The following is a 22,291-nucleotide window of genomic DNA, read 5'->3' as shown; positions in this document are numbered from 1 at the left end:
CTTCAGGAATTCCCGGCCGGATAGGCCAGCGCCGACATCAGCGCCAGCGCCGCCTGCCGGGAATCCAGCCGCGAATGCTGCACGATGACCGGCACGTCGGAGCGGAGCAGGCTTGCGTAATCCGTGTCGCGCGGCACGCGCGCGGGCTCGGACAGGTCGTTGAAGCGCAGATGGCGCGTCCGGCGCGCCGGCACCGCGACGCGATAGGGCCCGACCGGCTCGCGGTCCGCGAAGAAGAGCGTCACCTCGACCATCGCGTCGCGGTCATTGGGGTTGAGGATGCAGGCGGTCTCATGGCTCTCCATGGCGCGCCCCTCGCCGGTGCTTTCGGAGGGAATGTAGCCCTCCGCGATCGCCCAGGTCGTTTGCCCGATCGTGCACGCTCCTCCTCTCGTCTCGCCCGTTCCTGCCCGGCCGTCGCATCCTCCCGCCGCGCGGCGATGCGTCCGGCGCGGTCCGCATGCGTGCCCCGCAGCGCCTCGGCCCCGCCGGCCTCGTAGAGATCCAGCATCAGCGCAGATTGCAGCAGCGCCAGGTGCGTGAAGGCCTGCGGAAAATTGCCGAGGAAGGTGCCATCCGCCTCCATCTCCTCGGAGAAGAGGCCAAGGTCATTGCCCAGCGCCAGCAGCGCCTCGAAGCGCGCGCGCGCCTCCTCCCCACGGCCGAGGACGAGCAGCGCATCCACCAGCCAGAAGGCGCAGGCGAGGAAGCTGCCTTCCTCGCCGGGCAGGCCGTCCTCGCTGCGATAGCGCCAGACCAGCGGCCCCTCGCCGAGTTGCCCGATCACCGCGTCCACCGTCCGCTCAAGCACCGCGTCTTCGACCGGCAGGTGGATCATGGGCGCGAGCAGCAGCGCGGCGTCCACATCCTCGCCATCCAGCACCTGGGTGAGGTAGCCGCCCTCGGGGTGCACGCCGCGTGTGCGGATGTCGTGCAGCAGGCCGCGCCGTGCTTCCTCCCAGCCGGGATGGGGGCCGAACAGGTCCTGCGCGCGGTCCAGCGCCGCCCAGGCCATCATGGCGCTGTGGGTGTTGCGGCGCGGCGGCAGACGGGGCTCCCAGATGCCGTGGTCGGGGTCCTGCCAATGGGCCGCCACATGGTCCGCCAGCGCCGTGCCCACGCGCCGCAGGTCGCCATTCAACGGCTCGCGGCCGCGGGCGTGCAGGTGCATCAGGTCCAGCAGCTGGCCATAGACGTCCAGCTGGTGCTGCTCCGCCGCCTCGTTGCCGAGCCTGACGGGGCGGCTGCCCATGTAGCCCTCGGCCTCCTCCACGGTGCGCTCCTTGTGGCAGCGCTTGCCATCCAGGCTGAACAGGGGCGGGACGCTGGGCAGGGTCCCTTTGGCGGCCTCCAGCAGGAAGCGGAAGAAGCCCTCGGTTTCCTGCCGCAGCCCCAGCTTCTGGAAGGCATAGAGAACGAAGCAGGCATCCCGCGGCCAGCAGAAGCGGTAGTCCCAGTTGCGGCAGCCGCCCAGCGCCTCGGGCAGGGAGGTCGTGGGTGCGGCGACCATCGCGCCGGTGGGCGCGTAGATCAGCAGCTTCAGCACGAGCGCGCTGCGGACCACCGCTTCGCGGTAGGGTCCGGCATAGGTGATGCCGCGCACCCATTCGCGCCAGAAGGCCTGGGTCGCGTGGAAGAACTCGGCGGCGGTGGCGGCGGGGTCCGCCACCTCCGCGCCGGCCGGCGCCAGGACGAAGGCGCGCCGCTCCCCTGCGCGCAGCGTGAAGGAGGCGACCGCGGTGACGGGCGCCCCTTCGCCCGCGCCCGGGTGCAGCGTGAAGGGGGTGTCGGCGTGCAGGGTGGGGCAGCCCTCCGGCAGCACGCAGCATCCGTCCCGCCCCAGCCGGATGTCCGGCTGGGGCGCGCCGAGATCCGCGATGGGCTGATGGCTGGCCCGCGTGGCCACCTCGCCGCGCCGCCCCTCCACCAGCCGCACGATCCAGCCGGCGGGGCCCGCGCTGCCATCGGGCCGGCTCGCGATGGGCATCAGGTCGGTGACGACAACGATGCCGGTGCCGGTCTCGAAGCTGGTCTCCAGCAGCGCGGTCTCTTCCAGGTAGCGGCGGCGAACCACCGTCACCTCGCCCTCCGGGCGAAGCTGCAGGAAGCCCCCCCGGCGGCGGTCGAGCAGCCGCGCGAAGCTGGGCCGCGCGTCGAACCGCTCGAAGCAGCACCAGTCTATGGAACCATCGCGGCCCACCAGCGCGGCGCCGTGGCCGTCGCCGATCAGCCCATAGGCGCTGATGGGCAGGAAGTCGCGCTCGGCCTCGCGGCCCGGCGGGGGCAGGGCGGCCAGCCCGTTCGGACCCGGCATCGGTCAATCCACTCCCATCGGGGGGCGGATGGGGCCGACGCGGCCCTCCTTGCGCTCCTTCGCGATGGATTCCTCCGGGCCGAAGGGGTGGCCGCCGAAGCCGTGGCGCATGGCCATGATGGCGCGCGCCCCATCCCGTTCGGCGGGCGCGCGGCGGGATTCGAAGAGCTGCATGACGGATTGCGCGATGACCGGCACGGGCACCTCCATCCGCATCGCGTCCATCACCAGCCAGTTCACCTCGCCGGTGTCCTCGATGTAGCCGCTTTCGGCACGGCCGAGGCCGGGATCGCCGCGATGCGCCTCCGCCAGCAGATCCACCAGCCAGGAGCGGATGACCGAGCCATGGCGCCAAGCCTCCAGGGTGCCCTGCAGGTCGAGCTGCTTTTCGTGGTGGCGCAGCAGCGCGTAGCCCTCGGCGATGGCCTGCAGCATGCCGAACTCGATCCCGTTATGGACGAGCTTCACGAAATGCCCCATGCCCGGCCCCCCCGCATGGACGAAGCCGCCCTCGACGGCGAGCGCCCGGCAGACGGGTTCCAGCCGCTCCACCGCCTCGGCCTCGCCACCCGCCATGAAGCAGGCGCCGTCCCGCGCGCCGGAGAGGCCGCCACTCGTGCCCAGGTCCACGAACCGGATCTGCCGCTCACGCAGACGCGCATGGCGCGCGATGGAATCGCCCCAGTAGGAATTGCCGCCGTCTACGAGGATGTCGCCCGGCTCCAGCGCATCGGCCAGCGTATCAAGCATCTGGTCCACGATGGGGCCGGCCGGCACCCAGAGGAACACCAGGCGCGGCCGGCTCAGCGCCGCGCGGAACCCCTCGGGGTTCTCCATCACCTCCAGGCCGGCCTCGACCAGTTCCGGCGGCGCCTCGCCCTTGGTCTGCCCCGCGACGCGGAACCCGGCCTCCAAGGCTTGGCGCGCGATGTTGCCGCCCATCTTGCCCAGGCCGACGATGCCGATCTCCCGTGGACCGGCCGATGGCTGTTGCTCGCGCATGGTCCTTCCCTCCTGCCGTTCTTGCCAGGATGAATGCGGGGATTGCCGGGGGGTTGCGCCGGTGTCATCCGGCGTGGCCCGAAAGCCTCAGCGACGGCCGCGCAACAGCCGCCGGCCGAGCAGGGAGGCCCCGCCCACGGCACCCGCGCCCAGCACCGCCCCCGCCACGCGCAGCGCGGTGGGGTTGAAGGCACGCACATGGTGCTGGGCCTCGCCCGCGAACCTGCCATCGGCCGCCTGGTTCCCCGGCGCCGGCTCGAAGAGGTTGTCGGGCGCCATGGGCTTCGGCTCCTCGCTCATCTGCCCGTCATGCGCGGTGTGGGCCATGTAGCGGTCCAGCATGCCAGGTCCGACGAACTGCCCCAGGATGCCCTGCACGGTGGGCCCGCCGACCCAGATTTCGCGCGGGGCCTGTAAGGCGGCGTCGCGGATGTGCTCGGCCACGGCCTCGGGCGTGAAGACCGGGGCCACCGGCCGCGGCCGGTGCGGCATGTGGTTGCGCGCCCAGTCGAACTGCGGCGTGTTCACGGCCGGCAGGTGCACCATGGTCAGCCGCACGGCGCTGCCCGCGTAAATGAGTTCGCTCCGCAGGGAATCGGTGAAGCCCCGCAGCGCGAACTTCGCCCCGCAATAGGCCGATTGCAGGGGAATGGCGCGATAGGCGAGGGTGGAGCCGATCTGGACGATGGTGCCGGCGTCGCGCGGCTGCATGTGCCGCAGCGCGGCCATGGTGCCATGCACCCCGCCCAGATAGGTCACCTCGGTGACGCGCCGCACCTCCGCGGGGCTGATCTGCGACACCGCGCCCAGCACCGTGGCCATGGCGTTGTTGACCCAGACATCCATGCCGCCAAAGCCGTCCAGGACCTGCCTGGCGGCGGCGAACACCGCGTCCGCATCGGCGACATCGGCGGAGATGGCCAGCACGCCGGCCGCTCCCGCCTCGGTCATCTCGGCGCACGCGGCCTCCAGCCGTTCCCGCCCGCGCGCGATGAGCGCGACATTCCAGCCCAGGCGCGCGAAGGCGCGCGCCGTGGCGCGCCCAACCCCCGCGGATCCGCCCGTGACTACGACCGTGCGTGGCTTCGGCATCGCGCTGTCCTTCCGGGGCCGCCCCGGCTGCGGTGCGCGCCCTTCTGTTCGGCGTGGTGGCCCATCTCGCGGCGATGGGCGGCGTCAGCGGGATTAATCGCGGATGGCGCCCCCGGGTTGCGTGAGGATGCGGTGGGGGAACCTCCCGGCGCGGGGCGGGCATGGAGGGTTGACGCGCATCAAGGCGGTGCATGACGGGAAATGCGAAGCCTCCGTCATCGCCCAGGAAGAAGGGAGGACAAGATGTCCGATACGATGGACGCCAAGCCCGGTGACGCCGACGCCAACGGCCTGGACGAAGGCCGGCTCCGCGAAGTCGCCTATTTCCTCTGGATCGAGGAAGGCTGCCCGGACGGGCGCGCGGAGGCGCATTGGATGATGGCCTGCGCCAAGCTCGGCGGGCCGCCGGCCACCCCGGCGGCGGAGGAGGCCGAGGCCCCGGCCAAGCCCTGACCCTGCCGCACCGCCGCCACCTCAGGCGCAGCAGGCATCGCCCGCGGTGACCAGGCGCGAGGTGCGCAGGATGCGCACCTGGCCCAGGTCGCCCTGCAGCGGGTTGTCGAAGCGGCCATTCGGCTCCGGCAGCAGCTCGACCGCCAGGAAGGTGAGCGGCGTGTTCTCGGGCAGCCCGAAGATGGCCAGGCGCTGGCGCAACTCGTCCTGCGTCCACGCCGCGGTGCCGACCACCCCGCCCGCGAGGTTGGAGGCCCGCGCGCGCCGGCTGCGCTGCGGCGCCGCCCGGCGCTGCGCGAGCTTCACGTTCCGCCAGGCCGTGCCATCCGCCTGGCGCAGCCGCGCATAGGCCACGAGCCAGAGCTCGGTCGCCGGCTCGCGCGGGCCAAGGTCCCGCCCGTCCCGCACCGCGCGCGCGAAGCCCGAGGACAGCTCGATGCGCCGCCCCGGCTTGTCGCGGCGGATGTCGAGCGCGAGCGGCGGCGGCGGGTGCTGCACGCCTTCCAGCACCAGCCCCGGCCCGAAGCGGCCCTGCGCCGTGACCCAGAGCGGCTCGTCATGCCCCACCGTCAGCTCGTAGGTGAAGAAGCCGAACAGCTCCGGCGCGTGGGGCGTGAGCGAGGGCGGGATGCGCAGCAGGAAGTGGCGCGGCGCGACGCCCGGCGGCGTGGCGCAGGGGATCAGCCGCTGCGCGATCGAGAGCCCCGCCTGGTCGCGCACCTGGCCGGGGCGGATCACCCGGACCAGCTCCGGGTCGAGCGGCGGCTTGTCATAGGCGGGCGGGTCCGCCAGGGGCTCCGCCGCCGGCATCAGCATCGGGTCGGTCGTGCCGTGCAGCAGCCGCGCGAAATAGGCGTCGCGCGGGTCGCGCAGGGGCTCGGCCATCTCGATCCACAGCACGCGCTCGCGCGCCGCCGTTTCCTCGTAGTCGCCGATCACCCGGTAGTCGCTGAAGGCATGGCCGGTCGCGACCACGCGCGGCACCTGGTCGGGGGGCGTCGTGACCGGCAGGCGCGTCTCCACCGTGAAGACCTGCTCGGGCCCGGTCCGCAGCCGCGCGCGGACCTCGTAGCGGACGTCCAGCTCATAGGGCAGGCCGTCCGCGCCCAGCATCGGCTCGAAGGCGTCCAGGATGCAGAGGTGGAAGCGGTCGCGCTGCACGGCCCCTCGCACGGCCTGAAGACCGACCGTGTTCTGGATGCCGATGACGCCGAGCTGCCGCTGCCGCACCTCGCCGGTGCCGACCAGCGAGATGGTGCGCGTCACCACGAAGGTGCCGTCCTGGTAGCCGAGCCAGCTCCAGTCCCGCTCGATGTCCAGCCGCAGCACGCCGATCCAGCGCCCCGGCAGCTCCGCGAGGGAGGTGAGCTGCAGGCTGGAAAGATCGGGCGCCAGCGCGTGCTTCAGGCCGTGGCAGGCGAACAGCGTCCGCCGTCCCGGCGCATCCAGCAGAACCGCCTCGTCCTCGACGAGCCCCACCGCGCCCGCGAGCCGCGTCGCCAGCACGGCGGCGGGGCGCGCCTGCACGACCGGCGCCTCCGAGCCGTTCTCCGAGACGGGGTCGGGCCGGAGCAGCACCGTGGCCAGGGCGGCCGCGGGCTGCACGGGGCGGAAGAAGGGCGCGGCCTCGGCCGTCGCGTTGCGCCGCAGCGGCTGCGGCGTCAGCAGGGCGACGTCGCCGAGGGCCGCGCGCGCGTCGCCGAAATAGGTGGCATCGGCCTGGCCCATGGCCCGCGCCTCCACCCGCACCGCGCGCGCGGTCGGCAATGGCAGCGGGCCCGTCACGCTGCCGGCGGGCGCCGCGGGGTCGGGCCAGGCCACGTCCGACAGCCGCGCGCAATCCACCCAGTCGAACCCGATGTCGAGCGGCCCCGTCTCCTCGCCCCCGGCGTCCAGCGCGGGGAAGGCGCGCGTGGTGCGGTAGAGCTCCACATAGCCCGCCTCGTCGCCGAGCGGGTCGAAGCGCGGGTGCAGCACCAGCACGCGGATCTCGACGAAGAGCGCGTCCGGGTCGGGCAGGCCGAGCGGCACGACCACGCCGCCCGCGCGGTTCGCCCGCGCCTGCGCGGCCAGCCGCGCCGCCGCGTCCACCGCGCCGGCGAAACCCGCCTGGGGCCAGCCGATGCGCGGGCGGGTCAGCGCGAAGCCCGCCGCCGGCGTCGCGCCGCGCGCCGCGACGCCGAGCGCGCCGAGGGGGACGAAGCGGCGGAAGGGCAGGGCGGCCACCGGCGCCTCGCCCTCGTGGAAGGGCGCCTCGTCCGGGCCCGGGCCGCCGCCGGTGATGTCGGCCATGCGGACGCGGAATTCGTAGCTCTCGCCATAGCGCAGCGGCAGGGGCCCGGGCTGCGCCGGCTCATAGGGCGGCTCCGAGACGCGCTCGGGGTCGGTGATGTCGCGTTCGTCGCGGCTCTCGGCCACGAGCGAGCCGCCGCGCCAGCGCGTGTACCAGGGCGGCACCCAGAACTGCGTGCCGAGCTGGCTCGGATGCACCTCCACCAGCAGCTCGCTGCGGAAGGGCGGGATCATCGCCGCGCCGACCATGAGCCCGGCGCTGTCAATCAGGTTCAGCGAGGTCCAGGCCCCGCCGCCCTGCGGCCGCACATCCACCCGGAAGCCGGCCGCGCCGGTCGGCGCATCGGGCAGCGGGGCGCCCTCCGGCGTCTCGGTGGAGAGGCCGCGGTCCAGCCGTTCCACCACACTCTCGTCGTCCCAGCCGAGGCGCACGCCCTCGTCGCGCAATGGCAGCGGGAAATCGTCGTTCGCGTCATCCTCGCCATGGTCGGCGGTGCGCGCCTGGCTGGCATGGACGATGCGCGCGAAGCCGTCGTCATAGGCCACCGCCTCAGGATAGGCCTGGTCCAGCGGCCCGAAGGCGGCGGCGGCGGCCGCGTTGGCGGCCACGGGGAACAGCACGGCGGTGAAGACCGGCCGGCGCCCGGCCAGTGGCGGGATGCGCGTGGCGAAGCTGCGCGCGAAGCCCGCGGAGGCCGCGGCCTGCGCCTGGAAGGTGCCGCCCGGCGCCAGGCGGAAGAACAGCCAGCCGCCCGCCGCCAGCGTCGTGCCGACATCGAGCGTCACGGTATGGATCAGCCCCGCCGCGCGCGCGACGCGGGGCTGGCGCAGCAGCATGGCGAAGACGTCGCCCCAGCTGATCCTGGTCTCCCACGGCGTGCCGGGCGGCGTCGCCTCGGGCGGGCAGCGGCGGGCGCAGTGATAGCTGTCATCCGTGACGGCGAGCGCGGTGGCCGGCGCGGTGAAGCCGAAGGCCTCGCGGTAGGAGGTGGGCAGGTATTTCTTGAGGTTGGCCCGGCCGCTGCGCACCGGCGCATCCTGGCCCGCCGTCACGTCATAGGTGGCCGCCATGTGGCGCAGGATGGCGTCCTGCTCGGCCGGCGGGGCGAGGGTGAAGGTGGCGGGCCCGGCCGGCACATCGGCATCGGTGGGGGGGCGCGTGGGGTCGGTGCCGAGATGCGCCACGACGTCCAGCGTCGCGCCCGCGAAGGGCGGGCTCGCCGGCACGCCCGGCCAGCCCTGCGAGAGCGGTGCGAAGGGGTCGCCGACCGGCACCACCAGGATGTTGACCGAGAGCCGCCCGGCATCGGGGTCCCAGCGGTCCAGATAGGCGGCGAGGGTCAGGCGCGCGGGTGCGGTGCTCATCGCTGGATCCCCATTCTCAATCCACCTTCTTCTCGTCGCTGACGTCGGCGGACATCTTGATCGAGATGACCATGAAGAAGGACACGTTGATGCCCACCGAGCCGCTCCAGCGGTGATACTTCCCGTCGGGCTTCTCGATCTGCAGGCAGGCGAATTCGCCGGTGATCTTCAGCTTCACCACCGGATCGAGCTTCGCGTTGATCTCGAGGAAGATGAAGCCGCCGATCCCCATCTCGCTGCCGCGGATGATGATCAGCCCGGCACCGGTCGCGACCGTCGCCTTGAAGGGCCCGAGGTCCTTGCCGAAGGCGAGGCCGATGTAGATGCGCGCCTCGATCAGCCCTTTCGTCTTCCCGGCATCCGGCCCCTTCAGGTAGACCTTGCCGCCCAGCGTGATCTGCCAGCCGAAGATCACCGCGACCGGATAGGGCTCGATCGGGATGCTGAAGCGCGCCTCGTAGCCCGTCTTGGCGCCGAGCGAGACGGCGGCGGGGCTGCCGGACTTGATCTCCTCCGCGAACTCGAGCAGCGCGTAGAGCCGGATGGCGACGTAGGGCGGCGCCTCGATGATGGTGTCGAGCCCGGCCGTGAACTTGCCGCCGACCTTGAGGTTGGTCGCGCCGAGGTCCACCGGGCCGTGCGTCCCGCGGTTGCCCATCATCGGCAGCGCGTTGAACAGCCCTTCCAGCACCGGGCTCATCAGCGTCTGGATACGGTCGAGCTGCGCCCGGCGCCCCGTTCCGCCCTGCAGCTTCACCCGCGTCCCGCTGAGCTGCGGCACATCCGCCGTGTCGGTCCAGAGCTCCAGCCGGTCGAACTCCAGCGACCAGTCGGTGGGGCCCAGGCTGAAGCGCAGCCGCGCCCCGCCATAGGCGATGCGGAAGGCATCCGCCACCGTCTCGGACATCACCAGGTCGGGGCGCGGCGCGGTGAGGTCCACGGCCGGCTGCAAGCCCAGGAAGCCGGTGCCGGGCTGCACCTCCAGCCGGTAGGCCCGGTCGGTCAGCTGGATCGCGTTGGCGATGGGCGGGAAGAGGCCCTTGGACGAGGTGGCGGCGAAGAAGTCCACGAAGGCGGGCGGCAGCGCGGATTCCAGCCGCCGCGTGCCGGCCGGCAGGATGGGCCGGCGGAACAGGAAGCGGTGCGTCGTGTCGCCCTGCAGCAGGCCGTAATCGGTCGCGGGGGTGGCCCCGGCGAAGAGGTCCGCCGGGTCGGCGAAGCGGTAGGGGCCGGTCAGCGGCGCGTTGATCACCTGACTGTCGCCGGGCTGGGCGCTGCCCTCGCGCAGCACGGGCAGCCCGTCCTCCACGGCGCTCGCATCGCCCGGCGGGCCGCCGGCGGGGCCGGGCAGGCGCACGACGGACCAGGCGCCCGAAGGGCCGAAGCGTGGCGCGCCGCGCACCGCGCCGACGAAGCGGAGGTTGCCCGCCGTCTCCGACAGCCCCACCTCGATCCGCAGCGCCCGCAGCACGAAGCCCGAGCCGCCGACATCCACCAGCGCGTCCACCGGCCCGCCGATGGCGCCCTGGTGGCGGATCAGCTCGGCCAGCGCCGCGGGAGTGATGGGCTGGCCGAGCGGTGCCAGATGCAGGTAGCCCACGAGGCCCATGGCGCGCGTGCGCCCCGGCCCCTGCAACCCCTCCAGCGCCACCTCGGCGTCGAAGGCCATGGGCAGCACCGCCCCGCCGCCCGGCAGCGGGATGGCCGCGTTCGCCAGCGGGCGCACCCGCTCGACCGCGTGGATGCCGCGGATCAGGCCGGGATGGATCTCGAAGGGCTGCGTCGGCCGGGTGTCGGTGGTGAAGTCGAACAGGCCCGGCGTCTGCGCCTGCCAGCCGCTGTCGCGCCGCAGCACGCCGCCGCCGCCCCGCCGCTCGATGGTGACGGAGCGCGTCAGCCGGATGCCCCAGGGGTAGAGCACGCTCGCGACCTTCACCACCTCCAGCGCGGTGCGCCCGACCATCACCTGGAACTGCGCGCGCGTCGTCTCGGCGTAGCTGCCCTTGGGGTTCGCCCAGTCGCTGAAGGTGGAGGCGCCGTAGCCCGAGATGTCGTAGCGCGTCACCGGCACGCGCGGGCGGGCCAGGGCGAATTCCTGGTTGAACAGCGTCTCGACCGAGCCCGCGCTGCCCACCGTCGCGCCCAGCACGCTGATGTCGAGCGGCGCGCCAGTGAGCAGATCCACGCCGTTCAGGGTCTGCACCGCGAGGCCGTCGAAGGAGGGGCTCTCGGCGCCCGCCACCCCCCGGCCGCCCTGCGCCTCGAGCGCGAGCTGCAACCCGCCCGAGAGCGGCAGCGCGCCGTCGAAGCTGGGGCGCACATAGCTCGCGGTATCGGCCGCGCGGCCGCCGGTGGCGCGCGGGCGCAGCCGCACCAGCGCGCGCAGGCCGAAGGGCAGGGTGGTGACGACCGTCATGCCCTCCCCGCCCTCGAAGGCCGCGAGCGCGCCGTCGAGCGCCAAATCGGGGATCGCGGGGGCGAGGGTGGCGGCATTGGCCGCGATCACCGTGGGCCCGCCATCCGACGCCGAGGCCAGCGGCGTCGGGAAGAGGCCGAGCGTGACCGGGTCCTGGTCTATGTCCAGGGTGCGGACCGGCTCCCATTGGATCTGCGGCAGGGCGAAGACGCGCAGCGCCGACAGCAGGGTGCCGAGCCGCATGCCCTGCACCAGGAAGCGCACGGCGGTGGGGGGCGGCGCGGACACGCTGGCATAGGTGTCGCCCGCGAGCAGGCTGAGCGCCACGCCGACCTGGTGACGCGCGGTCGAGACGTCGAGCAGCAGCGCCGTGGGCCCGAGCCGTATCTCCGTCAGGTTGCGCTCGAAGATGGCGTTGGCCGCGCGGGAGGCCTCGGCGGGCTGCCCCGGCTGGGCGCGCGCCGGCGCGGCGCTGACGCGCTCGTCGCGGATCCCCTTGCCCTGGGGGATCCGGGCGCCCTGGGCCGTCTGGCCGCGATAGGCTGGCTCCCCGTCACTGGCGCGCAGCGGCCGAGTGCCGCCCTTGGAGGGGTTGCCCTGGCGGGCGGTGGGCGAGCTGAGCTGGCCGTTCAGCGTGAACTCGGCCTCGCCCGCCTCCCAGGCGAAGAGGCCGAGCAGGTTCGCCACCACCTGCCGCCCGGCGAAGCTGCCCTGGTCGGGGTCGAGGTTGTCCACATAGGGGTCGGGCAGCGTCGGGATCCAGCCGAGCACCGGCACCAGCAGGCCCGCGCGCGCATCCCGCACCTCGGTGCCGCCGTGAAGCGCGCCGGCCATCCCCACGAAGCGCAGCGCGCCGGCGGCCAGGTAGGCGTTCTCCAGCACCAGCATCCGCCGGGACGGCGCGACGCTCCGGCCGAGATCGGTCGCCGCGATGCGAAGCTGCCGGCTGTCACCCTCGCCGAGGATCTGCACCCGCACCGGCTCGTCCACGAAGGGCACGGGCACGCCCATCGCGTCCACCGGCCGGTCCAGGCGGCCCGAGAGCAGGCCCTCGAAGGCCACGAACTCTCCGCCCTCCGCCGTCCAGCCGGTCGAGAAGGCGAAGGGCGCCGTGAGCGTGACCGAAACGTTGGCGCGGTGCGGCCGGCCGGGCAGTTGCCAGAGCTGGAAGCGGTGCCGGTCGCCCGCCGCGCCGGGCGTGGCCTGGTCCTGCAGCAGGAAGGAGCCGGGGGCGATGGCGAGCCGCGCGGCGGCAAGGCGTGCCGGCGTCGCGGGGCCACCGGGCCAGCGGGCGGTGACCGCGTCGGCGAAGGCGACGGTCCAGGCGAAGAGGCCGGCCGCCTCCGGCAGGCTGAGCGGATCGGCCGTGGTGGTGATGGGCACCGCCCAGCCCGGGCTCGCCAGCCGCGTGGCGCCGGCGAGTTCCGCGCCGCCCAGCGTCAGCGCCGCCGAATCCAGCCGGTCGGGCGCCACCGTGCAGGTCCAGGCGATCTCGCCCCGCGCGGCGTCATGGCGCAGCCCATTGGCCGGGGAGAAGGCCAGGCCAACCGCGCCCACCGTCACCGTCGTCGCGGTCAGCCCCGCCGCGACCCCGCGCGTGGTCCAGTCGAGCGTCACCTCCGCGGGCGGCGGGGCGGTGACCTCGCCCGTCGGGCCCGCGGGCTGGCGGAGCGTCAGGCGCAGCCGGCCGCGCCGCTGCCCGCCGAGGATCAGGTCATCCCCGCTGATGGTGGGGGCCGAGGGCAGGTCCAGCGTGCCGCCCTCGACGAGCAGCCCGACATAGCCATTCGCCGGCGCCCCCGCGACGAGGGCGCTGGCGGCGATCCAGACCGTGCCGGCGCGGATCGCCACGGAGGTCTCGCCCGCGCGGGGCAGCCTGGCGCGCGTGAACAGCAGCCAGGGCGTGGCCGAGGCGCTGGTCCGCAACGCGACCTTGCGGACGGGCCGCAGCACGTCGATCACCACGTCGCGCCCCAGCCGGTCGCGGAAGGGGCCGAGCACCTCCGCGGGCTGGAGGTTGCGGATGGCGGGATCGGCGCGCGCGGCGTCGAGCAGGCGCGGGCCCGCCTCGTGCCGCAGCAGCGTCACGGGGCCGGCGGGGCCGCGCCCTCCGAGGGGCGGGGTGCTGACGGCGGGGGTGGGCACCAGGTCCTCGATGCCGCGCGCGGCCTCGGGCGCCTCGGGCAGCGAGAGGTTCGACGCCTTCGCGGCGCGACCGAGCAATTCCTCCAGCGCACGCAGCGATGCGGCGGAAGTAACGTCACGTGCGCTGAGATCCTCGAGCAGGATGCGACGCAGAGCGGTCAAATGATCATCGGACATTGCGCGCTCTCCGCCCTGCTCATGCCGTCACGATGGCGGTTCGCCCGCCGATCAGCCGGGGGAGCGGACACGAGGCAGGGGTCGAAGTTCAATGTTTTTCTTTTGGACGCGGCGCGCATCTCAAGTCACGACGCAGGCGTGAAACTTGATGCTTTATGCTCTGAAGTATCGTTCAGCGAGATGTTTCAACTCTTCGTTGCGCCGGCGTGCGGGGGTGCCATTTGGCCGGCGCCTGCGGGGGATGGCCACCCAGGGTTTGCGGCGGCGCCGCGAACGGTCGCGCCCGAGCGATCCATGGGTTGACTGTCCGGCGTCGGCGCCGTCCCGCGACGCCGCGGCCCTCGCACACCCACCCGCAAGCGGCCGGTCACGGCACATGACGCCGTTCCCGCACGGGGCCGACCAGGCGGCCGGCCTCGTGTCATCCCCCCCTGGCGGGTTTGGGAGGCTGGTGGCTCGCGCCTCAGGCCGCCAGCATGCGCCCGTGGTTGCGCTCGGCGAGCAGGGGGCGGACCAGCCGGGCGAAGCGGGTCGCTTCCTCGTCGTGGAGGTAGCCCGAGAGGCAGAAGGAGGTGCAGCCGGCCTCGATGAACTCCTGCAGGGTGGCCGCGCATTGCTGCGGGTTCCCCACCACCATGATGCCGGCCCCTTGGCGCGCGCGGGTGAGGCCCGACCAGAGGTGGGGCGCGATGAGGTCGCCATGCTCGCGGGCGAGCTGCTGCACGCGCTGGTTGGCAGCGGAGCCCGCGATGTTGGCCTGCACCTTGCGCGTCTGTTCCTCCGTGACGCCGCGGACCAGCTCATGCGCGGCATCCCAGGCTTCTTCCTCAGTTTCGCGGCAGCAGATCTGCAGGCGCATGCCGAAGCCGAGTGCCCCGCGCCGGCCATGGCGTTCGGCCATGTCGCGCAGGGTGGCGATGTTGCTCGCGATGGTGGCGGGTGTGTCGCCCCAGAAGAGGTGGACGTCGGCGTGCTTCGCCGAGACCTCCCAGGCCTCCATGGACCCGCCGCCGAGGTAGAAGCGCGGGCTGGGCTGCTGCAGCGTCTGCGGCGCGATGCGCGCGCCTTCCAGGGTGTGGAAGCGGCCCTTGAAGGTGACGGGCGTGGGGCTGCTCCACAGCGCCTTCATGATGGAGACATCCTCCTCCATCATCGCGTAGCGGTCTTCCTTGGCGAGGTTCACGCCCTCCGCGCGGTTCTCCGCCTCGCTCTGCCCGGCGATGAGGTTGACGGCGATGCGCCCGCCCGAGAGCTGGTCGAAGGTCGCGATCATCTTCGCGAATTGCAGGGGGGTGATGTAGCCGGGGCGGGCGGCGACCAGCGCCTTGATGGTCTTCGTCTTGGCCACCGCCATGGCGCTGGCCGTGAAGGCCTCCCAGCACGGCGCGGCGACGGGCACCAGGAAGTATTCGAAGCCCGCGGCCTCGGCCGCCATCACCACGCGATCGAACATCTCGGCCGAGGGCGGGATGTCGCTGCCACGGTCGCCATAGCAGACCGTGTCGCCCGAGGTGGGCAGGTACCAGCCGAATTCGAGGCGGTCGGACATGGGGCGTTCCTCCTGCCCGCAACGCTAGGCGCGGCGCGTGGCGTGGGCAATGCCGCGCTACTTCGTCGCCACCAGCAGGCTGGTCAGCATGGGGGTGCGGGTGCGGACGGGGCGGGAGTGCGCGAAGCCGGCCCGCGCCAGCATGGCCTGCAACTCCTCCATCCGGCGCGGCCGGCCTCGCCCCATGGCCAGCAGATAGAAGCCGAAATAGGCCTCGCCGATGGGCTCGGCGCCGGGCGTGCCGGACATCGGCTCGGCCAGCAGCAGTGTGCCGCCTGGCGGCAGGGCGGCGTGCGCGCGGGCGAGGATGCCGGCCGCGGCGTCATCGTCATGGTCGTGGATGACGCGCACGAGGGAGATGACGTCCGCGCCCTCGGGCAGCGCATCGGTGTGGAAGCTGCCGCCATGGGTGGTGGCACGGTCGGACAGGCCCTCGGCGGCCAGCCGCGCGCGGGCGCGCTCGGCCACGGCGGGCAGGTCGAACAGCATCAGGCGCAGGTGGGGCGCGCTGTGGCCGGCGGCGGCGAGGAAGGCGCCCTCGCCGCCGCCCACATCCAACAGGCAGCGATGCTTCGTCAGCGGGTAGGCGCCCAGGATCTCGGCCGCGATCATGGGCTGGGAGGCCGCCATCAGCGCGCTGTATTCGCCGACCGCGCCGGGGTCGAGCGCGGCCGCCCCGTCATTGCCCGCATAGGCCCAATAGGCCGCGAGCCTGGTGCCCCCGCGCGGGTTGCGTAGCAGCGCCACGGGGTCGGCCAGGTCCGCGTAGAGCATGGCATGATGCTCCACCATCGCGACCACGCCCGCATTGTCCACCAGCGCGGCCCCGAGCGAGCCCAGGCCGTAGCGGCCCGCGCCGCGCGCCTCGACCAGGTCGAGCGCGGCCGCCGCCTCCATCAGCCGCAGCGTGGCGTCGGTGGAGAGAGACAGCCTCCCGGCCAGCCACGGCACGGAGCGCGGCCCTTCGCGCAGCGCGTCGAAGACCCGCAGCCGCACGCAGGCCGTCAGGATCTGCGAGTAGACGAAGCCCGCATTGAGGTCGAACAGCGCCCGCGCGCGGCGCCGCGCGAGCGGACGCGTCAGCGGGAAGCGCGCCGCCCAGGCGCGGAACCGCGCGCTGGAGACCATGCGGTCCCGGAAGGCGAGGAATCGGTCCCGCAGCGAAAGGGCAAGCGGGGCTTCGGCCACCTGGTCGCTCATGCGAAACTTCCTGCGGTCTTCATGCGGGGAGGATAGACCAGCGCGCCGCCCTGTCACCAGCATTGTCAGGATGGATTGACAATCACGGCCGGGAAGGGGTCACTCGGGAGATGACCGGGCGGGACAGGTGCGTGGCCATCGTGGGGGCCGGGGTGGGGGGGCTGGCGGCTTCCATCCATCTCGCCGCGCGTGGCTGTGCCGTGTCGGTCTTCGAACGGGCGGCGGTGCCGGGCGGCAAGCTGCGCGCGGTGGAACTGGGCGGCGTCGCGATGGATGCCGGGCCCACGCAGCTCACGCTGCGCCCGGTCTTCGAGGCGCTGTTCGCCCTGGGCGGCACCTCGCTCGACGCGCATCTGGACCTGGCCGAGGCGCAATCCCTCGGCCGTCATGTCTGGCCCGATGGCGGCACGCTCGACCTGCACCGCGACGAGGCCCGCAACGCCGACGCCATCGGCGTTTTCGCGGGCGCGGCCGAGGCGCGCGGCTATCGCGACTTCATGGCCCATGCGCGACGGGTGCGGGCCGCGCTGGACGCCGCCTTCCTGCAACGCGCGCGGCCCACCGCGCTGGGGCTGGCGGCGGAGCTCGGCATGGCGCGGCTGCTCGGCCTTTCGCCCTTCGCGCGGCTGGATGACGCGCTGGGCAAGCATTTCCGCGACGCCCGGCTGCGGCAATTGTTCGGCGGCTACGCGGCCTATGTGGGTGCCTCGCCGCTGCGCGCGCCGGCGACGTTGATGATGGTGGCGGCGGTGGAGCAGGAGGGCGTGTGGCGCATCGCGGGGGGCGCGCACCGCCTGGCGGCCGCCCTGGCGCGCGTGGCGGAGGGCATGGGCGTGACGTTGCGCTGTGACACCCCCGTGGCCGAGGTGCTGGTGTCGGGCGGGCGCGCCGCCGGACTGCGCCTCGCGGATGGCGAAGAACGCGCGGCCGATGCGGTGGTGATCAACGCCGATCTCGCGGCTCTCGGCGCGGGGCTGTTCGGCGCGGCGGCGGCGGGGGCGGTGGCCCCGGTGCCGCCCCGCCAGCGTTCCTTCTCGGCCGTGACCTGGTTGCTGCGCGGGCGCGTCACCGGCCGTCCCGCGCTACCCACCAACGTGGTCTTCCCGGCGCCGGGGGGGGAATATGCCGCGCTGGATTTCCGCGCCCGGCTGCCCGCCGCCTCCACCCTGCACCTGACCGCGCTCGACCGCGGCGATGACGGCGCGGCGCCGGGCGGCGAGGAGGGGTTTCAGCTCAACCTCACCGCCCCTGCGCGCGGCGCGGCCGCGGTGCCGGACCTGGCGGCGCTGACGCGATCGCGCCTCGCGCAGCTTGCGGCGGCGGGTTTCGCGCTGGAGGTCACGCAGCGCCACGCCACCACCCCCGCCGATTACGAGGCGCTGTTCCCCGGCACGGGCGGCGCCCTCTACGGCCCGGCCATGCAGGGCTGGAACGCCGCCTTCGAACGCCCGCGCGCGGCCACGCGCCTGCCCGGGCTGTTCCTGGCGGGCGGCGGCACCCATCCTGGCGCGGGGCTCGCCATGGCGGCACTCTCGGGGCGCTTCGCCGCCGAGGCCATTCTTGAGGAGCAAAGATGAGAGGTTGGGAGTTCGACCGGCACGTGCCCGAGCGCGGCTATGCCTGGTGGTATGTGGACGCGCTGTCCGATGACGGGGCGCATGGCATCACCCTCATCGCCTTCATCGGCACGGTGTTCTCGCCCTGGTACGCGGCCGCGCACCGGCGTGGTGCCGCCGACCCGCGCAACCATTGCTGCCTGAACGTCGCGCTCTACGGCAAGCCGCGTCGCTGGGCGATGACGGACCGGCGCAGCGGCGCGCTTTCGCGCGGGCCGGATCACCTGCAGATCGGCCCCTCGCGCCTCGACTGGGATGGCGAGACGCTGACCATCCACATCAACGAGGTCACGGCCCCCATCCCCTCGCGGCTGACCGGCACGGTGCGCGTGCGGCCGCGCGCGCTGGGCACGCGGGAGTTCACGCTGGACACGCATGGGCGGCACCGCTGGCAGCCCATCGCCCCGCGTTCGCGCGTGGAGGTGGAACTGACAAGCCCCGGCCTGCGCTGGTCCGGCCCCGCCTATTTCGACACCAACCACGGCGCCGCGCCGCTTGAGGAGGATTTCCGCGAGTGGGACTGGTGCCGCGCGCCGATGCACGACGCCACGGCCATCCTCTACAACGCGGAACGGCGCGACGGCTCCAAGCAATCCCTGGCCCTGAAGGCGACGGATGACGGCGCGGTGCTGGACATCGCCGTGCCGCCGCCGGCGACCATGCCACGCACCCTGTGGCGCATCCGCCGGCCCACGCGCTCCGAGACAGGCCATGCCCGCATCGTGCGGACATTGGAGGACACACCCTTCTATTCCCGCTCCGAAATCCGCACGACGCTGCTGGGGCAGGAGACGACGGCGGTGCATGAAAGCCTGGAGCTGGACCGCTTCAAGAACCCGGCCATGTACGCGATGCTGCCGTGGAAGGTGCCGCGGGCGCTGGGTTAGCCGGGCCTCCAGGCGTAGATTGCGTCCGGCTCCCGCTCCTCATTCTCCTGGCCGTCGCGCAGGGCAAGGAGGTGGAAGCCGCGACGCGCATAGAAGCGCCGCGCGGGCGTGTTGCGCTGGAAGACGTGCAAGGTCAGCCCCGCCGGGCTGGCCGCCTTGGCCGCGTGCAACAACGCGTCGCCGAGGCCGCGCCCCTGCGCGGCGGGGGCGACATAGAGGTGGTCGAGGTGGCCTGGCGTCAGCGCGGCGAAGCCGGCCGGCACACCCGCCTCGTCATCGGCCACGAACACCCGGCTCTGCGGCAGCACCATCGCCTCCATCCACTGAAGCGTCTGCGCCTGGCTGTAGAGTTCCGGCAGCCAGGGCATGGCGGCGCGGCGTGCGGCCAGGAAGAGCGCGGTGAGGGCCGGCGCGTCCTGCGGCACCGCGGGCCTCAAGGGGCTTCCTCCCCCTCGAACCAACCCACATCCAGCGTCGCCACCTCGCCGAAGGGCACGCCCTTCCGCATGGCGAGGCGGATGATGGGCCAGGTGGTCCAGATCATGGTCAGCGCGGGCATGGGGTCGCTCGCGTCGAAGGTGACGTCCTTCGTGCCGAGCAGTTGCCGCAGCACCGCGAAGTAGCCGCGCCGGAACATCACGCCCGAGAGCGCCGTCAGCACCGAGTAAAATTGCTGCAACCGTCGCTCCGCGCGCGGCGTGGCGGGGGCGCCCTCCAGCACGGCGCGGGCGATGGTGGGGTTGTCGAAGAAGTGGATGCCGGAGGTGGTGCGCGGGTTGCACTCGATGCCCCAGACCTCGCCCGCCGCATCCTGGATCAGGTCGAAGGAGATGAAGCCGGTGTGGCCGGAGGCCGCGACGAAGCGCGTGATCCAGTCGGTGAGGCGCTGGTCCTCCACGCGTTCGAAGACGATGGCCACAGAGCCCTGGAACATCGCGCCGCGGTAGAGGATGTTGCCCAGGATGCGCCCCTCCCGCGCGATGGCGCAGGAGGAGAAGATCTGCCCTTCCACGAAGCGCTGCACCACGCAGGGCACGTCATCGGCGGGCAGGGGCGCGCCGGCCTCCAGCACCCGCACGCCGCGGCCGGCGCAGGAATGGAGGGGCTTCACCACCACCTTGTGCGCGGCCGCCAGCGCCTTGGCCTCGGGCGTGCCGAGGCGGTGCGTCTCCGGTGCGCGCACGCCGTATTCGGCGCAGAGGTGGGTGAAGCCGTGCTTGTCGTAGAGCTTCAGCAGCGCCGCGGGCGGCGGCGTGAAGATCGTCACATGGTCCGGCAACAGCTCGCGCAGGAAGGTGACGTGCATCGTCTCCTCCGAGATGGGGATGACCCAGTCCACCCCCTCCTCGCGCACCACCCGCGCCAGGTCTTCCAGATAGGCGCGCTTGCCCAGGCTGGGTGGCCGCACCACCACCGATTTCGCCACCGCGCGCGAGGCACCGACCAGGTGGCGCGAGAAGGGTTCCGCCACCACCACGCGGCAGCCGGCGGCCGCGAAGGACCGCGCCACGTCCAGCCCCTTGGGCAGCCGCCCCAGCGTCAGCAGGATGGTGGGCGTCAGCAGGATGGTGGGCGCGCTCATCCGCCCGCGCGGCTCACGGTGCAGAAGATTTGCTCGGTGGGGCGGGTGGTGAGGCGGGCGGCGGGGCGCACGCGCTCCGGCGCCTCGATGTGGAAGTCGAAGCGGCGGAAGAGGCGCGCGATGAGCAGCACGGCCTCGGTCGTGGCGAAGGCGGCACCCGCGCAGACGCGCGGGCCCTGGCCGAAGGGGATGTAGGTGCCGGGCGTGATCTCGCCCTCGCGCTCGGGGCTGAAGCGGTCGGCGTCGAACTCATGCGGGCGCTTCCAGTAGCGCGCATGGCGGTGCAGCACCCAGGGCGCGACCATGACCAGCGCGCCGCGCCGCACCTTGAGGTCGCCGATGGTGGTCGCCTCCTGGGCGATGCGGGGCAGGAAGGTGATGGGCGGGTAGAGGCGCAGCGTTTCCCTGAAGATGTTTCGCACGAAGGGCAGGCGTTTGGTGTGCTCGAACTCCACCGGCCCGTCGCCGCAGACTTCCTGCACTTCGGCGCGCAGGCGCGCCACCAGCGCCGGATGCGTCGCCAGCAGATAAAACACCCAGGTCAGCGCGCTGGCGGAGGTCTCGTGGCCGGCGAGGAACAGCACGCCCAGCTGGTCGATCAGCTCCTCCCGGGTGAAGGGCGCGTCGGTCTCCGGGTCGCGCGCGCCAAGCACCGCGGTCGCGATGTCATCGAAGCGGGCGGCATCCTCGCCTACATGGGTGTCGATCAGCGCGGCCAGATGCGATCGGATGGTCGCGCAGGCCTCCAGCACCTCGGGCTTTTGCGGCGCGCGGGTCCAGGCCGGGTCGAAGATGAGGCGCTTGATCTCCACCTGCGCCACGCTGCGCTCGAACAGGGTGAAGGCCTCGAAGACGTCGTGCGCGGCCTGGTGCTGGAGGTTCGTGGAGAACACCGTGCGACAGATGATGTCGGCCGTCAGGTGGCTCATGGCGAGGTCCAGGGACAGGCGCGTGCCGTCGCGGGCCGCCTGGTCCAGCGTGTGTTCCGCCGCCTCGCAGCCCGCCACCATGTCGGGATAGGCGTTGTTCACCCGCATCATGCTGAGCGAGGGGTCGATCATCCGACGCTGGCGCTTCCAGGTGGCGCCGGAGGAGACGAAGATGCTGTCGCCGATCAGCGGGTCCAGCGCCTCCACCATCAGGTCGCTCTTGGGGAAGATGCCCTCGGGGTCGGAGAGCACGCGGCGCACCTGGTCGGGGCGGTTCACGATCACGGTCTGCCGACGGGACCAGCCGAGGTGGCCGATCTCGGTGCGGTAGGCCGAGGCCGGCAGCAGGGAGAGCAGGTCGCCATCGCCCCGCAGGACCACGCGGAGCAGGGCCACCAGCGCCGCGAAGGAGGTGGGCTTGGGCGGGGTGAAGACGCTGTTCATCGGTAGACTCATTGCCGCGCTTTACAGCCAAAACTGTCAAGTGGCATTGTCATGGCCGAGAAGGGCTGGGCCACGCGCATGGATCTCTTTCACACCCTGGTGGCGCTGCACATCGTCACCGGCAGCATCGGCGCCATCGCCTTCTGGGTGCCGATCGCGGGCAAGAAGGGCGGGGCGAAGCACAAATCCTGGGGCAAGGTGTTCAACACCTGTCTCCTGATCACGGGCGTCTTCGCCGTGGGAATGAGCATCCTCACCCTGCTGGACCCGCTGGGCACCCACCCGCACCTGGTGGGCATGTTCGACGCCGAGTTCATCCGCGGCATCTTCGGCTGGATGATGCTGCACAACGCCATCCTGACCGTGAACCTGGTCTGGTATGGCTGGCTCTGCGTGTGGAACCGGCGCAACCATGCGGCCAACCGCTCGGCCCTGAACCTGGCGCTGCAATGGCTGCTGCTGGCCGCCGCCTTCGCCTGCGCGCTGGATGGCTGGCTGATCGGCCAGCCGCTGATGGTGGGCATCGCGCTGGTGGGCTTCGCCACCTTCGGCACGAACATGTATTTCATCCTGAACCCGCGCCCGGGCCAGATGGACTGGCTGAAGGAGCACCTGAAGGGCCTCGTGGGCGCGGGCATCAGCGTCTACACCGCCTTCTTCGCCTTCGGCTCGGTGCGGGTGCTGCCTTGGCTGGCGCTGCACCCGGCCATGTGGGCGGTGCCGCTGGTCATCGGCGTGGGGCTGATCATCTGGCACCGGCGGAAGATTGACCTGGGCCTGCGGGCCCGGCGCGCGGCGGCGGCGGCCGTCGCGTGACGATGCGCGGGA

Annotated in this window: 15 protein-coding genes; 4 read left to right on the top strand and 11 right to left on the bottom strand. The window is 72.8% G+C overall.

Annotated features, from left to right (window positions below):
* Window positions 1–2: 2 nt before the first annotated feature.
* From JTN19_RS06210 to JTN19_RS06195, 4 genes are all read right to left on the bottom strand, one after another.
* Entirely contained in the window at window positions 3–338 is a 336-nt protein-coding gene (locus tag JTN19_RS06210) for a sensory rhodopsin transducer (RefSeq protein ID WP_340643290.1), read from the bottom strand.
* On the bottom strand, window positions 242–2,314 hold the full coding sequence (locus JTN19_RS06205; protein ID WP_242530912.1) for a glycoside hydrolase family 15 protein: 2,073 nt from the start codon (window positions 2,312–2,314) through the stop codon (window positions 242–244). The genes JTN19_RS06210 and JTN19_RS06205 overlap by 97 nt, the downstream gene beginning before the upstream one ends.
* A 3-nt stretch (window positions 2,315–2,317) precedes the next feature.
* Window positions 2,318–3,316 (bottom strand): NADP-dependent phosphogluconate dehydrogenase, encoded by a 999-nt coding sequence (locus JTN19_RS06200; protein ID WP_206931042.1) that lies wholly within the window; start codon window positions 3,314–3,316, stop codon window positions 2,318–2,320.
* Window positions 3,317–3,403: 87 nt separating this feature from the next.
* Window positions 3,404–4,408, bottom strand: coding sequence for an SDR family oxidoreductase (locus JTN19_RS06195; protein ID WP_206931041.1), 1,005 nt, complete (start codon window positions 4,406–4,408; stop codon window positions 3,404–3,406).
* Between the two features lie 243 nt (window positions 4,409–4,651).
* On the opposite strand from JTN19_RS06195, the gene JTN19_RS06190 reads away from it, so the two are divergent.
* Window positions 4,652–4,861 carry a DUF2934 domain-containing protein gene (locus tag JTN19_RS06190; RefSeq protein WP_206931040.1) on the top strand — a complete coding sequence of 70 codons (210 nt, stop codon included), beginning with the start codon at window positions 4,652–4,654 and terminating at the stop codon, window positions 4,859–4,861.
* Between the two features lie 21 nt (window positions 4,862–4,882).
* On the opposite strand, the gene JTN19_RS06185 is transcribed toward JTN19_RS06190, so the two are convergent.
* The 4 genes from JTN19_RS06185 to JTN19_RS06170 form a co-directional block, all read right to left on the bottom strand.
* Complete coding sequence (locus JTN19_RS06185; RefSeq protein ID WP_206931039.1) at window positions 4,883–8,518, bottom strand: hypothetical protein; 3,636 nt, start codon at window positions 8,516–8,518, stop codon at window positions 4,883–4,885.
* Between the two features lie 16 nt (window positions 8,519–8,534).
* Window positions 8,535–13,241, bottom strand: coding sequence for a hypothetical protein (locus JTN19_RS06180; RefSeq protein WP_206931038.1), 4,707 nt, complete (start codon window positions 13,239–13,241; stop codon window positions 8,535–8,537).
* 478 nt (window positions 13,242–13,719) lie between these two features.
* The gene (locus tag JTN19_RS06175; RefSeq protein WP_206931037.1) at window positions 13,720–14,805 is read right to left on the bottom strand and encodes an LLM class flavin-dependent oxidoreductase; all 1,086 of its coding nucleotides are present in this window, start codon (window positions 14,803–14,805) and stop codon (window positions 13,720–13,722) included.
* Window positions 14,806–14,862: 57 nt separating this feature from the next.
* Window positions 14,863–16,005 carry a methyltransferase gene (locus tag JTN19_RS06170; RefSeq protein WP_206931036.1) on the bottom strand — a complete coding sequence of 381 codons (1,143 nt, stop codon included), beginning with the start codon at window positions 16,003–16,005 and terminating at the stop codon, window positions 14,863–14,865.
* 131 nt (window positions 16,006–16,136) lie between these two features.
* On the opposite strand from JTN19_RS06170, the gene JTN19_RS06165 reads away from it, so the two are divergent.
* On the top strand, window positions 16,137–17,582 hold the full coding sequence (locus tag JTN19_RS06165; protein ID WP_340643286.1) for a phytoene desaturase family protein: 1,446 nt from the start codon (window positions 16,137–16,139) through the stop codon (window positions 17,580–17,582).
* Window positions 17,579–18,508: a carotenoid 1,2-hydratase gene (locus tag JTN19_RS06160; RefSeq protein ID WP_242530911.1), complete on the top strand. Its 930-nt coding sequence runs from the start codon at window positions 17,579–17,581 to the stop codon at window positions 18,506–18,508. Before JTN19_RS06165 ends, JTN19_RS06160 begins: the two co-directional genes overlap by 4 nt.
* Here the strand turns inward: JTN19_RS06160 and JTN19_RS06155 are convergent.
* From JTN19_RS06155 to JTN19_RS06145, 3 genes are read right to left on the bottom strand one after another with little or no spacing between them, the layout of a single operon-like run.
* The gene (locus JTN19_RS06155; RefSeq protein WP_206931034.1) at window positions 18,505–18,945 is read right to left on the bottom strand and encodes a GNAT family N-acetyltransferase; all 441 of its coding nucleotides are present in this window, start codon (window positions 18,943–18,945) and stop codon (window positions 18,505–18,507) included. The genes JTN19_RS06160 and JTN19_RS06155 overlap by 4 nt on opposite strands.
* The gene (locus tag JTN19_RS06150; protein ID WP_206931033.1) at window positions 18,942–20,090 is read right to left on the bottom strand and encodes an ATP-grasp domain-containing protein; all 1,149 of its coding nucleotides are present in this window, start codon (window positions 20,088–20,090) and stop codon (window positions 18,942–18,944) included. The genes JTN19_RS06155 and JTN19_RS06150 overlap by 4 nt, the downstream gene beginning before the upstream one ends.
* Entirely contained in the window at window positions 20,087–21,463 is a 1,377-nt protein-coding gene (locus JTN19_RS06145) for a cytochrome P450 (RefSeq protein ID WP_206931032.1), read from the bottom strand. The genes JTN19_RS06150 and JTN19_RS06145 overlap by 4 nt, the downstream gene beginning before the upstream one ends.
* Before the next feature lie 51 nt (window positions 21,464–21,514).
* Between JTN19_RS06145 and JTN19_RS06140 the strand changes: the two genes are divergently transcribed.
* Complete coding sequence (locus tag JTN19_RS06140) at window positions 21,515–22,279, top strand: hypothetical protein (protein ID WP_206931031.1); 765 nt, start codon at window positions 21,515–21,517, stop codon at window positions 22,277–22,279.
* Window positions 22,280–22,291: the final 12 nt, after the last annotated feature.

Source organism: Roseococcus thiosulfatophilus (assembly GCF_017311575.1).
Lineage (GTDB): Bacteria > Pseudomonadota > Alphaproteobacteria > Acetobacterales > Acetobacteraceae > Roseococcus > Roseococcus thiosulfatophilus.
This window is presented reverse-complemented; position numbering and strand designations above follow the sequence as displayed.